Here is a 12,596-nt window from a genome sequence, read left to right on the forward strand (position 1 = left end):
GTTCTGATAATTTCTCACTGACGAAAGCCGCAGACTAGGCGTCCCCGTCGAAAGACTGGGGCTTTTTTACGTTTGGGATTTATCAATTCCAACGTCTATCCCAAATTTCTTCTGATAATCGAAATCGCCTCAACCAGAGCACTTGTCTCACTGGAAACAGCTGCAAGCTAGGTATGCCGGATTATATGGCTAGAGGTTTAATGACTGTATCATGGCTGATAGGAGAACCGGAAAGCAGAGATGCTGCGATGTGTACGTCTGTCTGGCGCAGAAAAACAACGGGGGACTGGGAAGTCTCGCTTTGAGCGCCAATAGAAAGCTATGGCGCGGAGTGCTGTGAATGAAAGGAACGATGCCTGTATTGCAGATCACTTAACTGTAGTGATAGAAGAAGCGCAGCCATTGTTCGGCAATGAAGATTTCATCCTGAGCAGATAACGCCTGGATCCCGGCGGCGTAACTGTGGTTCTGGCTGGCAAGCTGCAGTCCGGCCAGCAGGTGGGCGGCTTCAAACAGATAGAGGGTTGGGTCACCCATCCCCGTCTTGAAAGGTGTGTTGGCAGACTCACCGCCAGCCAGTAAGTAGATGCTTGCCTCGTGCTGATTTTTGTATTCTTTGACGAGCGTATTCCCTCCGATATAACGAAGGGTGCCATTGTGCACAAGCTCAGGCAGATTCAGTTCATCATCTGCGGAAGTGACGGTTGCAACAAAGAGGTTTTCACGCCGGGACTGCAAGTGCGCCGTATGAAGTGCCTCATTACCTGTACAGCAGAAGATCAGATTGCAGTGGTTGAGCATGGTTTCCGTCGAGCAGACCTGAATGCCGTTGCGCGGCATTGCGGTCAGCCGACGGGGATCCTGATCGCTGACGTAGAGGTCATGAATCCCTTTGCCTTGCAGGGTTTTGCAGATCCCGCGGCCCAGATTACCGCTGCCGATGACCCCAATCGACAAAAATCCCTGGTTGTTGAGTTTCAGACCAAAGGCTTCGCGCAGAATCTGATCGGTATAGTGAACAATGCACTCTGACGCTTCATAATCTGCCGGTGTTTTGATACTCAGGTGAGCGACAGAAACCAAGGGTTTGAGCAGGTGCCTGTTCCGGTATTTGGCGACGCCATTTGCTGTCAGTTCCGTAATCCCCACGCACTCTTTGCTGAATGCTTCTAATATGGCTTCAGCACCCTGAGCAAAATAGCCGCCGTGGTCCAGGATCAGAAAAGCTTGCCCCTCTTTGGTATATCGGCGGATCAATTCAACACAGCAGGCCGGGTCGCGTAAAGCGATTTTGTCGAACCCGGGTTCGACCGTTTGACAGTTTTCAATGGTCTCAATGGTATTCAGGAGTGAGCTGTTGTTACAGAACGTGGCCTGTTTCGGGATAAATACGACGTGGTCAGCCAGCTGGCACAGGACATTGAGATAAGGCAGTGTTCCTTCGTAACAATGCATGACCGAAAAAACGACCAGATTATCGGGCAGTGTGTAATCCTTTGCGATCTGCTCCAGAAAGTGAAAGCCTTTTTCAGCATAAAAGGCGGAATAGTAGCTGTGTGTCAAAGTATGCGATGACGTCATATGGACCTGCTATTTGAATAGTGCCAGCAGCGCCTGATAAAGCGGTTCCTTTTGCCGGCTTTGTTTACAACACAATCCCAGTATTAAAGGGTCTACAGTTGCTGTGGGCAGCTTTTGTATCTGGTCGCGAATCGGACTGTTCTCTATGACAACATCTGGCGCAATCCCTATGCCACATCCCAATGCTACCATACTAACAATAGCCTCATGTCCAGCAACTTGGGCATAAATGTTAGGCTTAATTTTATGAGATTTCATCCACTTGTCAGCGTTTTCTCTGGCACTGCCATGCTCTGGAAGAATAAAGGGAAGTTTTTCCCATTGAATTTCCGGCGTGAGCAAGACCTGAAGCGCGGGCGGTGGGGCCAGAGGGCTGATCAGTGACATAGAGACATCGCCCAGGTAGATAAAGGCCAGTTTTCCGGGAAGATTGGCCGGCAGCGCTGAAATGGCGAAATCTGCCTCGTCCTGCATGACTTTATCAATCGCCTGCGCCGGATCACCGGTGACCAGCTGTATTTCGACTTGCGGGTAATGTTGCCGGAACTGGTTCAGGACTGCAGGCAAATGACTGTAACTGGCGGTGACTGAGCAGAAGAGCGTCAGTTTGCCTTTGAGCATCTGATCTTGCTCCGTCAGTTCCTGTTGCAGGTGCTGCCATTCGGCAACGATACGGCTGGCGACGGGAAGCAGTTTGTGTCCGGCTGTTGTGAGTTCAACGCTGCGGTTGTCACGGATAAACAGCGGCTGAGCCAGCTCCTGCTCGAGGCGTTGGATCTGGCGGCTCAGTGCCGACGGACTGATATGCATTTTCTGCGCAGTCTGACTAAAGTTCTTGCTGTTACACAAATGAAGGAAGAACTGCAGTGATTTGATATTCATGATGGTGTTGCACTTTTTGCAATGTGATGTTGTGAATATATCACTTTGGACAACATAGCGCCTGATCTACTATCAGGTTATTCGGCAATGACGTGCCGACCAAGGATCAGATTTCACGGAGTAACTTGTTATGGCTAACTATTTCAATACCTTAAATTTGCGTCAGCAATTGGATCAACTGGGCCGTTGCCGTTTTATGGATCGCAGCGAGTTTGCTCAGGAAGCAGATTACCTGAAAGGTAAAAAAGTCGTGATTGTGGGTTGTGGTGCACAGGGCCTGAACCAAGGGCTGAACATGCGTGACTCCGGTCTGAATGTGGCGTATGCGCTGCGTCAGGCTGCGATCGATGAGCAACGTGCCTCTTTCCGCAATGCCAAAGATAACGGTTTTGAAGTTGGTAGCTATGAACAGCTGATCCCGCAGGCGGATCTGGTGGTTAACCTGACGCCAGACAAGCAGCACACGGATGTTGTAACCACGGTAATGCCTCTGATGAAGCAAGGTGCTGCGCTGGGTTACTCGCATGGTTTCAACATTGTTGAAGAAGGCATGCAAATCCGTCCGGATATCACGGTTGTGATGGTTGCACCGAAGTGCCCAGGCACAGAAGTACGTGAAGAATACAAACGTGGTTTCGGGGTGCCGACCCTGATTGCGGTTCACCCGGAAAATGATCCGCAGGGCGAGGGTCTGGAAATCGCCAAAGCCTGGGCGGCTGCAACCGGTGGTCACCGTGCCGGTGTGCTGGAATCGTCTTTCGTTGCTGAAGTGAAATCTGACCTGATGGGTGAACAAACCATTCTGTGCGGGATGCTGCAGGCTGGTTCGATTGTTTGTTACGAAAAGATGGTTGCAGAAGGCATTGAGCCTGCATATGCCGGTAAACTGCTGCAATTTGGCTGGGAAACCATTACCGAAGCACTGAAATTCGGCGGCATTACCCACATGATGGATCGTCTGTCGAATCCTGCAAAAATCAAAGCCTTTGAATTGTCTGAAGAACTGAAAGATCTGATGCGTCCACAGTACAACAAGCATATGGATGACATCATCAGCGGTGAGTTCTCTGGCACCATGATGGCCGACTGGGCCAATGATGATGCAAACTTGTTGGGTTGGCGTGCTGAAACTGCTGAAACTGCTTTCGAAAACTATCCGCAGTCTGATTTGAAGATCAGTGAGCAGGAATATTTTGACAACGGTATCCTGATGGTCGCGATGGTGCGTGCCGGGGTTGAGCTGGCATTCGAAGCGATGACCGCTTCAGGCATTATTGATGAGTCAGCTTACTATGAATCACTGCACGAGCTGCCACTGATTGCCAATACCGTTGCCCGGAAGCGTCTGTATGAAATGAACGTGGTGATTTCCGATACTGCTGAATACGGGAACTATCTGTTCGCGAATGTCGCGACGCCACTGCTGCGTGAGCAGTTCATGCCGAAGGTGGGTACAGACGTGATCGGTAAAGGTCTGGGCGAAAGCAGCAACCAGGCGGATAACCAAACACTGATTGATGTGAATGAAGCACTGCGCAGCCATCCGGTTGAGCTGATTGGTCAGGAACTGCGTGGTTACATGACTGACATGAAGCGTATCGCTGTCGGTGACTAATCACCTGATTTTTCTTCCTTTCTAGTAACAAAAAGCCCGGCAATCACGCCGGGCTTTTTCATGTTCGGAGCGGTGTTCAGGCGAAACGCTGATTATTCCGCTTTGTCGGACAGCTGGGCTTCCAGCTGAGCTACTTTTTGTTCCAGCTCATTCAGTTTCTGGCGGGTACGCAGCAGGACCTGAGTCTGCACATCAAACTCTTCGCGGTTGACGACATCCAGTTTGCTCAGCTGTGCCTGAATCGTTTGACGCACTTTCTGCTCAACGTCCTGACCAAGCGCTTTGACCGGTTGAGGCATCGCATCCTGAATCTGCTTTGCAACCTGCTCAAGTTTCTTTGGATCAAACATACGCGGGTTTAACTCCATGAAGGTATTGTGATACTTGACGTTAGTGTACACCAATTTCACCCTGCCGCAGGCAGGAATCCTGGGATCAGCGACACGTGCCTTTCTCTCCATAAAAAAGGCCGCTTGCGCGGCCTGAAGAATCAAAGTGAAAATGGTGGTTAATTTTCACGGGCTCTGAGAGCTAGTCTCGCTTCATCAGCCCGTTTGAGCTTTTCCAGGTCTTTGTCCTCGACAAAGACAGGCAGCGGTTTATGTGTGCTGGCCAGATACGTGTAAATGACTGGCAGAACGAACAAAGTAAACAGGGTCCCGATCGCCAGACCGGCCACAATCACGATACCGATACTGAAACGCTGTGCTGCACCAGCGCCGGTGGCGTACAGCAGCGGAATCAGACCGGCAATCATCGCGGCAGTGGTCATCAGAATCGGGCGCAGACGTACTTTGGCTGCCTGCATCACCGCAGACATTTTGTCCATCTTGTGATTGAGCTGCTCTTCTTTAGCAACCTCACAGATCAGAATCCCGTGCTTGGTGATCAGACCGATGAGCGTGATCAGACCCACCTGCGAGTATATGTTCATTGATGCCAGCCCCCAGGCCAGGGCGACTAAGGCGCCACAGATTGCCAGCGGTACCGAGACCATGATGACCATTGGGTCGCGCAGGGATTCGAACTGAATCGCCAGGACCAGGAAGATAACTGCCAGGGCCAGACCAAAGGTCGCAAACAGCGCGTTCCCTTCAGTCACGAACTGACGGGCTTCGCCCATAAAGTCATACTGGTAACCTGCAGGCAGGCTGCTGGCGGCTTCTGTTTTGAACCAGTCAATGGCAGTTCCCATAGCGGTGCCCGGCATCGGTACCACACCAACGGTCGCGGAGTTCAGCTGGTTGAAGTGTGGCAGGGCACGTGGCTCTGCGATCACATCAATGTTGATCAGGCTGCCCAGAGGAACCGAATTACCGTCCGCAGCACGGACATAGTATGTGTTCAGCGACTCTGGATTCAGACGGTACTTCCTTTCTACCTGCGGGATGACTTCGTATGAGCGGCCATTGAGATCAATCCGGTTGACATAACCATCGGCCATCATGGTACTCAGGGTGATCCCGATATCCTGCATGGTGACACCATAGGCACCGGCTTTGTCTTTATCAATGCTGATCTTCATCGTGGCTGAATCAAAGTTCAGATCCAGGGTTGAATAGACGAACATCGGGTTCTTGCTGACGTCAGCCAGGACAGTCGTTGCCACCTGGAACAGACTTTCGAAGTTATTCGGTGTCGTGATAACGAACTGAATCGGCAGACCTGAACCGGCGCCCGGCAGCTCCGGCATCTGGAATGCCGTCACGGACATGCCCGGAACATCGTTCACCAGTTTGGTGACCCGGCCAACAACTTCGGCCTGACTGGCTTCACGCTGACTCCAGGGCACCATGGACGCAATACCGAATGCCTGATTCGACTGGGGCACACCGGAGAAGACCTGAGCAAAAGCAACTTCCGGCTGATCGCTCAGCATCTGGTTCACTTCACTCATGGTATTTTCGATGTAATCCAGGTTGGAAGTCGATGGCGCGGTACCCATCATCATCAGGACGCCTTTATCTTCCGCCGGTGCCAGTTCGCTCGGGATGAACTTGAACAACACGGGCAGGACGGCAAAGACGATCAGGGCAAATACAATCACAACCGGACGGAAGTTCATGACAGTGCCCAGCATTTTCTCATAGCCGGCCGTCATGCGATCCAGCACGCTGTGAACCGTGTCTTCAAAGCGGTTTGGCTTGTCGTGTGCTTTGAGGATCTTGGAACACATCACTGGCGACAGCGTCAGGGCGATGATCCCGGAGATGAATACGGAACCTGCTAGCGTTAGGGCGAATTCCTTAAACAGCGAACCGGTGATCCCGCCCATCAGCGCAATCGGCGCGTATACCGCACCCAGCGTCAGGGTCATGGCAATGACCGGCACCGCGATTTCCCGTGTCCCGATAATGGCAGCACGGAACGGCGACTCACCCAGCTTGATATGACGGTCGACGTTTTCCAGGACCACGATGGCGTCATCGACCACCAGACCGATGGCCAGAACCATGGCCAACAGGGTCATCAGGTTCCAGGAGAATCCGAAGCCCTGCATCAGCATCGCCACACCAATGAGTGACAGCGGGATGGTGATGATCGGGATCAGCACGGCCCGGAATGAACCCAGGAACAGGGTGATGACAACCAGTACGATCAGTGCTGCTTCACCGATGGTTTTGATAACTTCCTGAATAGACTCGTTAATGGCAACCGTGGAGTCGTACAGAACGTTCATTTTGATGTTACTTGGCATGTTGCGCTGAATTTCAGGCAACAGCTCCAGCACATCGGCAGCGATGTTAATCGGATTGGCACTCGGAGCTGCGTTGATCGCGGCAACCACGGCCTCCTGACCGTTTGCTGTCGCCCGGTAAATGTCGTGGCTTTTCTCTAGAGTGACTTTGGCAATGTCACCCAGTCGAATCACCTGACCTTTCTGGGTTGAAACAACCAGCTTTTGTAGTTCGTCTGTTGTCTTTACCTGAGTGTCAGCGGTGCCGTTATACAGCACAAACTCACCATTGGCCTGACCCGTGGCAGACTGGTAGTTGTTGGCGTTCAGGACGGTCATCACATCGGACGCGGTCAGGTTATACGCTGCCATTTTGGCCGGATCCAGCCAGACACGTAGTGCGTATTTCATCCCGCCGTACAGATCGACTTTGGAGACACCATTGACGGTAAACAGCTGCGGGTTGAAAACCCGCTCCAGGTAGTCTGTGATTTGGCTGGAGCTTAACTCATCACTGGTGAAACCAATGTACATCACCGCAGTGGTTGAACCGGTCGACATGGTCACCGTCGGGTCTTCGGATTCACGCGGCAGCTGAGAACGGACCGAGTTGGTTTTGGCCAGAATATCAGCCAGCGCCGCGTTCGGGTCTGTGTTCAGCTTCATGGTGACCGTAATGGTCGATGAACCCAGAACAGACGACGATGTCATGTAGTCGATGTTATCCGCCTGCGCGATGGCCTGCTCCAGCGGCTGGGTAATAAAGCCCTGGATCAGATCGGCACTGGCCCCGTAGTAGCTGGTGGTCACCGTGACGACGGTATTCGTCATCTCCGGATATTCCCGGACCTGCATTTTGAAGATGGCCTGGAAACCGAGCAGTGCAATCAGAATGCTGATTGAGACGGCAAGGACCGGCCTTTTTATGAATATGTCAGTAAAGCGCATTTAACCTCCGAATCACAGCATCGGTGTTTCAGCCGGGGTTTTCAGGGCATTGTTATCAACAATGCGTACTTTCACATCATTACTCAGGCGAACCTGACCTGTGGTTACCACCTGGTCGCCCGGTTTGACGCCTTCCAGAACATGGATGTTGTCGCGCTTGCGTTCACCGGTTTTGACCACAGACTGACGCACACGCAGGTCGCCTTTGTCGTCTTTGTAGATGATGTAGACGTTGTTGCCGTACAGGGTGTAGGTGATGGCGTGTTGCGGCAGAACAACCTGGTTTTCCTGCGTTGGCAGGATGATGTGGGCACGGGCAAACATACCGCTGCGCAGACGACCGTCATTGTTTGGAATGTCAGCCTGAACCTGAACCAGACCGCTCTGATAGTTCACCGCCGGTTCAATGGCACTGATTTTGCCCTGGAAGTTTGCTTCCGGGTAAGCATCAATTGCGATATCCACTTCCTGGCCGATATGGATATCCGCCAGATCGGTTTGCGGGATCGTAAAGCGCAGTTTCATCAGGGAAGTATCTTCCAGACGGACGATATCCGTACCGGGCTGGATGTACTGACCCAGGAACACATTCCGCAGACCGACTTCACCTGAGAATGGTGCGGCAATAATACGGCGATCGATCGTTGCTTTCAGGCTTTCAATATCTGCCATCAGCGAGAAATAACTGGCCTGAGCGTCGTCGAAAGCTTCCTTGGAAAGGGAGCCTTTTTTATAAAGGTCCTGATAACGGATGTATTTTGCTTTGGCAGCAGGCAGGCGCGCTTGTGAACTCTTGAGGTTGGCTTCTTCAACATCAGAGTCCAGTGCCAGCAGGCGCTGACCTTGCTTGACCGACATACCCGAGTCAAAGTTCAGAGTCTTGATGACACCTGAGACTTCAGTTGTGATCGTGACACCCTGATTCGGCTCAATAAAGCCAATAGCTTCAATGGCTGGTACCCAATTGGTGGCTTTGACGTCGACGACAGTCACCGGGAAATCCGGTTCGGGTAGATTGGCGAAATATTCTATTTTCCCTTTAATTATTACGTATTGGTATGTGAACAACGTGCCAAAGAGAGCGGCAACGATGACTAACATGACAATCCATGCTCCCCACTTTTTCATTATCTTTGCTCCGGAGTCTTCGTTAATGCGAAATCAGTGTTTAATGAGTGCATCCCAGCAAGCATTGATGGCGGCATCCCGTGCATCATCGCTTACCGTAAAGGTGCCGGTCAGGTGTTTGCGTGCCAGCGCAGCGCTGGGTTCCAAACTGAGAGCGGCGAGTATCTCGTTGTCTAAAGGCTTAAACAGCCCCTGAGCTTTCCCCTCTTCAAACATCCTGTCGATCGGGGCAAAGAGTGTTTTTTCTAACGCTTTCTTGTACTGCTTTCCGCGATGCGGCATGTTTTCAAACTGGCCCTGATTAATCAGCGGTGCTTCGTTGTCCGTGGCCATATTCCAGATGTTCAGCCACATGGTACGAAACCGAAGTTCCAGCGGCATGACATCCGAAATGTTCTGCGTGATTTTTTGGGCGACAATGGTCAGTATATGATCGTGAAGCTGGTACAGCAGGTCGTCTTTATCCGTGAAATACCGATAAATCGTACCTGTTGCTACCTTGGCTTCTTTCGCCACCATGTTCATCGACAGACCGTGAAAACCATGTTTTGCCAGCAATTCTTCGGTTGCCTGCAAGATACGTTCTTTTTTATCAGTCATTGCTACTCACAAGGTGAATGAACGTTCATTCATTATTATCGACGCTTAAATTCTGTGCAACTTACTTGTTACTCATTTTTTGTGACCAAAAACACGGGAGCTGTCTGAAATAGACACGAGACGAGATCAGGTTACAATGCGGCAGCTGAATCAAACATGACTCACAGGGTAAATCATGAAACTCAATCCCAGACAAAATGAGGCAGTGCGTTACGTGGCCGGGCCGTGTCTGGTACTGGCTGGCGCCGGTTCAGGCAAAACGCGGGTTATTACCAATAAAATTGCCTATCTGGTCCAGCAATGCGGGTACAAAGCCCGGAACATTGCGGCGCTGACCTTTACCAACAAAGCTGCCCGGGAGATGAAAGAACGGGTGGGCCAGACGCTGGGCCGTCAGGAAGCCAAGGGTCTGACGGTATCGACCTTCCACACTCTGGGGCTGAATATCATCCGTCGCGAATATAAGACGCTGGGTCTGAAGGCGAGTTTCTCCCTGTTTGATGATCAGGACCAGATGGCGCTGCTCAAGGAGCTGACGGAAGCTCAAATTGACGGCGATAAAGATTTGCTCAAACTCCTGTTGTCATCGATTTCCAACTGGAAGAACGACATGAAATCGCCGACACAGGCCAAAGCCGAAGCCCGCAGTGAGCGTGACCAGCTGTTTGCCCATTGCTATGAGTTGTATCAGCGGCAGATGAAAGCTTACAACGCGCTGGATTTCGATGATTTGATTCTGATGCCGGTCCTCTTGCTGCGGGATAACGAGGAAGTGCGTCTGCGCTGGCAGAACAAAATCCGTTACCTGCTGGTGGACGAATATCAGGACACCAATACCAGTCAGTATGTGTTTGTGAAGCTGCTGGTGGGTGAGCGGGCTAAATTTACCGTGGTGGGAGATGATGACCAGTCGATTTATTCCTGGCGTGGAGCCCAGCCGGAAAACCTGGCATTGCTGAACAAAGATTTTCCGACCCTGAGGGTGATCAAGCTGGAGCAGAATTATCGCTCAACCAGCCGGATCCTGCGAACCGCTAACATTCTGATTGCCAATAACCCGCACGTGTTCGAGAAAACCCTGTTCTCGGAAATTCCGGATGGCGACATGCTGAAGGTCATTACGGCAAAAAATGAAGAGCATGAAGCGGAGAAAGTGATCGGTGAACTGATTGCCCATCGCTTTCTGAATAACACCGATTACAAAGATTACGCCATTCTGTACCGGGGCAACCATCAGTCCAGACTGTTTGAGAAGGCGCTGATGCAGAACCGGATTCCTTACAAAATCTCCGGGGGAACCTCATTTTTCTCCCGTACCGAGATCAAGGACATCATGGCTTACCTGCGCCTACTGACCAATCCGGATGACGATAATGCTTTCCTGCGCATCGTGAACACGCCGCGGCGTGAGATTGGCCCGGCCACCCTGGAGAAGCTGGGCACTTATGCCAATATGCGGGGCAAGAGTCTGTTTGATGCCAGTTTTGAGCTGGGCCTGGAACAGCACCTGACCGGCCGCGGATTAGACAGTCTGCGCCAGTTTACCCGCTGGATTGTCGAGCTGGCCGATAACGCTGAACGCGGTGATGCGGTTGCGGCAGTCCGCCAGCTGATCCGGGACATCCATTATGAGGACTGGCTGTTTGAAACTTCTGCCGGTCCGAAAGCTGCTGAGATGCGGATGAAGAATGTGTCGGATCTGTACAGCTGGGTGACAGCGGATCTGGAAGGGGATAATTACGACAACGAAGTGCGTACCCTGAAAGAAGTGGTTCAGCGGATGACGCTGCGGGACATGATGGAACGCGGGGAAGATGACGATGAGGCAGATCAGGTTCAGCTGATGACACTGCATGCCTCAAAAGGTCTGGAGTTTCCGTATGTTTATCTGATTGGCACCGAGGAAGGTATTCTGCCGCACCAGACCAGCATTGATGAAGACAATGTTGAGGAAGAGCGACGGCTGGCCTATGTCGGGATCACTCGGGCACAGAAGGCGCTTACTTTTACGTTGTGTAAGGAACGCCGTCAGTACGGGGAGTTGATCAAGCCGGAACCGAGTCGATTCTTATACGAGTTGCCTCAGGATGATCTGGATTGGGAGACGGAGCGTAAACCGGTTTCTGCGGAAGAACGGATGCAACGTGGCCAGGCACATATCGCGAATCTACGGGCGATGTTCAATAAGAAATAAGCACACGTGGCCTCAGATCAAACAAAAAAGGTTAGCTTGCGCTAACCTTTTTTCATGTAGGGTAAGTACGTCTTACAGGCCTTTGGTCATGTGCTCGATGGCAGCAACGATTTCTTCATCGCTACAGTCCATACATGTCCCTTTCGCCGGCATGGCATTAAATCCGTTCAGGGCGTGGTTGGTCAGGGTATCCATGCCTTTCGCGATCCGTGGTCCCCAGTCCGCTGCGTTGCCGGATTTTGGTGCGCCCATGACGCCGCTGCTGTGACAGGCCACACAGAAGGTGCCGTAGACTTGATCGCCGGTACGCGGACCAGAAGCGGCGGCAGTTGCAGCCGGTGCATCACCTTCTTTGTAAACTGAGCCGACTGGCTTGATGCGATCTGCGATCGCTTCGTCAGACATATCTGCCGCGACGGCTGAGCCGCTGATGGCAAGGGTGGCGACAGCTGCGACCATAAGTTGTCGAAGAGAAAATTCCATTGAGCTCACCTTAACACTCCCAGATTATTTGCTCGGATAACACAGCCATCCTGTAGATTGTTGTAAATATGACGTTTTGCGACAGGCTGTGAACCATTTATTAGTGGTTTTTCTGTTAAAAAACTGAGTGATTATATCTGTTAATGGGGTGGTGATAAACAGAACGGCTGTGTTTGTATGATGCGAATCAACCCAAAGATGGTTACAAATGAAGCGAATACAAATTTTTTTGCAAAAAAGACTAGACGACACGCATGCTGATCCGTAATATTCACCACCGCCGATAGGGCAAGGCGCCCGTAGCTCAGCTGGATAGAGCGTTGGCCTCCGGAGCCAAAGGTCACAGGTTCAAATCCTGTCGGGCGCGCCACTCCGGAACGGCAAGACGGCACTGTTGGCGTTGAAATATTGGTGGCTATAGCTCAGTTGGTAGAGCCCCGGATTGTGATTCCGGTTGTCGCGAGTTCAAGTCTCGTTAGCCACCCCAT

Annotated in this window: 9 protein-coding genes and 2 tRNA genes; 4 read left to right on the forward strand and 7 right to left on the reverse strand. The window is 51.7% G+C overall.

Translation table 11 applies throughout. The annotated features are described in order from the left end of the window. Positions 1 to 372: 372 nt before the first annotated feature. Both SPK40_RS18510 and ilvY read right to left on the reverse strand, forming a co-directional pair. Positions 373 to 1,581: an NAD(P)-binding domain-containing protein gene (locus SPK40_RS18510; protein WP_330961486.1), complete on the reverse strand. Its 1,209-nt coding sequence runs from the start codon at positions 1,579 to 1,581 to the stop codon at positions 373 to 375. 9 nt (positions 1,582 to 1,590) lie between these two features. Beyond that, the gene (ilvY, locus tag SPK40_RS18515; RefSeq protein WP_248144605.1) at positions 1,591 to 2,463 is read right to left on the reverse strand and encodes an HTH-type transcriptional activator IlvY; all 873 of its coding nucleotides are present in this window, start codon (positions 2,461 to 2,463) and stop codon (positions 1,591 to 1,593) included. Positions 2,464 to 2,593: 130 nt separating this feature from the next. On the opposite strand from ilvY, the gene ilvC reads away from it, so the two are divergent. Then, positions 2,594 to 4,078: a ketol-acid reductoisomerase gene (ilvC, locus tag SPK40_RS18520; RefSeq protein WP_330961487.1), complete on the forward strand. Its 1,485-nt coding sequence runs from the start codon at positions 2,594 to 2,596 to the stop codon at positions 4,076 to 4,078. 92 nt (positions 4,079 to 4,170) lie between these two features. Here ilvC and ubiK read toward each other — a convergent pair whose 3' ends face one another. The 4 genes from ubiK to SPK40_RS18540 form a co-directional block, all read right to left on the reverse strand. Beyond that, positions 4,171 to 4,428, reverse strand: a complete 258-nt coding sequence (gene ubiK / locus SPK40_RS18525; protein WP_248144610.1) for a ubiquinone biosynthesis accessory factor UbiK — start codon at positions 4,426 to 4,428, stop codon at positions 4,171 to 4,173. Positions 4,429 to 4,586: 158 nt separating this feature from the next. Continuing rightward, positions 4,587 to 7,703, reverse strand: coding sequence for a multidrug efflux RND transporter permease subunit (locus tag SPK40_RS18530; protein ID WP_330961488.1), 3,117 nt, complete (start codon positions 7,701 to 7,703; stop codon positions 4,587 to 4,589). 12 nt (positions 7,704 to 7,715) lie between these two features. Then, the gene (locus SPK40_RS18535; protein ID WP_330961489.1) at positions 7,716 to 8,831 is read right to left on the reverse strand and encodes an efflux RND transporter periplasmic adaptor subunit; all 1,116 of its coding nucleotides are present in this window, start codon (positions 8,829 to 8,831) and stop codon (positions 7,716 to 7,718) included. Between the two features lie 33 nt (positions 8,832 to 8,864). Further along, on the reverse strand, positions 8,865 to 9,431 hold the full coding sequence (locus SPK40_RS18540; protein WP_330961490.1) for a TetR/AcrR family transcriptional regulator: 567 nt from the start codon (positions 9,429 to 9,431) through the stop codon (positions 8,865 to 8,867). Positions 9,432 to 9,606: 175 nt separating this feature from the next. Here SPK40_RS18540 and rep point away from each other — a divergent pair, with 175 nt between their 5' ends. After that, positions 9,607 to 11,625, forward strand: a complete 2,019-nt coding sequence (rep, locus tag SPK40_RS18545) for a DNA helicase Rep (RefSeq protein ID WP_330961491.1) — start codon at positions 9,607 to 9,609, stop codon at positions 11,623 to 11,625. Positions 11,626 to 11,697: 72 nt separating this feature from the next. Here the strand turns inward: rep and SPK40_RS18550 are convergent, their stop codons facing one another. After that, positions 11,698 to 12,108: a c-type cytochrome gene (locus SPK40_RS18550; RefSeq protein ID WP_248144599.1), complete on the reverse strand. Its 411-nt coding sequence runs from the start codon at positions 12,106 to 12,108 to the stop codon at positions 11,698 to 11,700. Positions 12,109 to 12,401: 293 nt separating this feature from the next. Here SPK40_RS18550 and SPK40_RS18555 point away from each other — a divergent pair. Both SPK40_RS18555 and SPK40_RS18560 read left to right on the forward strand, forming a co-directional pair. Then, positions 12,402 to 12,478: transfer RNA gene (locus SPK40_RS18555), tRNA-Arg, on the forward strand. A gap of 41 nt (positions 12,479 to 12,519) precedes the next feature. Beyond that, positions 12,520 to 12,595, forward strand: a tRNA-His gene (locus SPK40_RS18560). Position 12,596 lies beyond the last annotated feature (1 nt).

Source organism: Photobacterium sp. 53610, assembly GCF_036409375.1.
In the GTDB taxonomy this organism is placed as follows: domain Bacteria; phylum Pseudomonadota; class Gammaproteobacteria; order Enterobacterales; family Vibrionaceae; genus Photobacterium.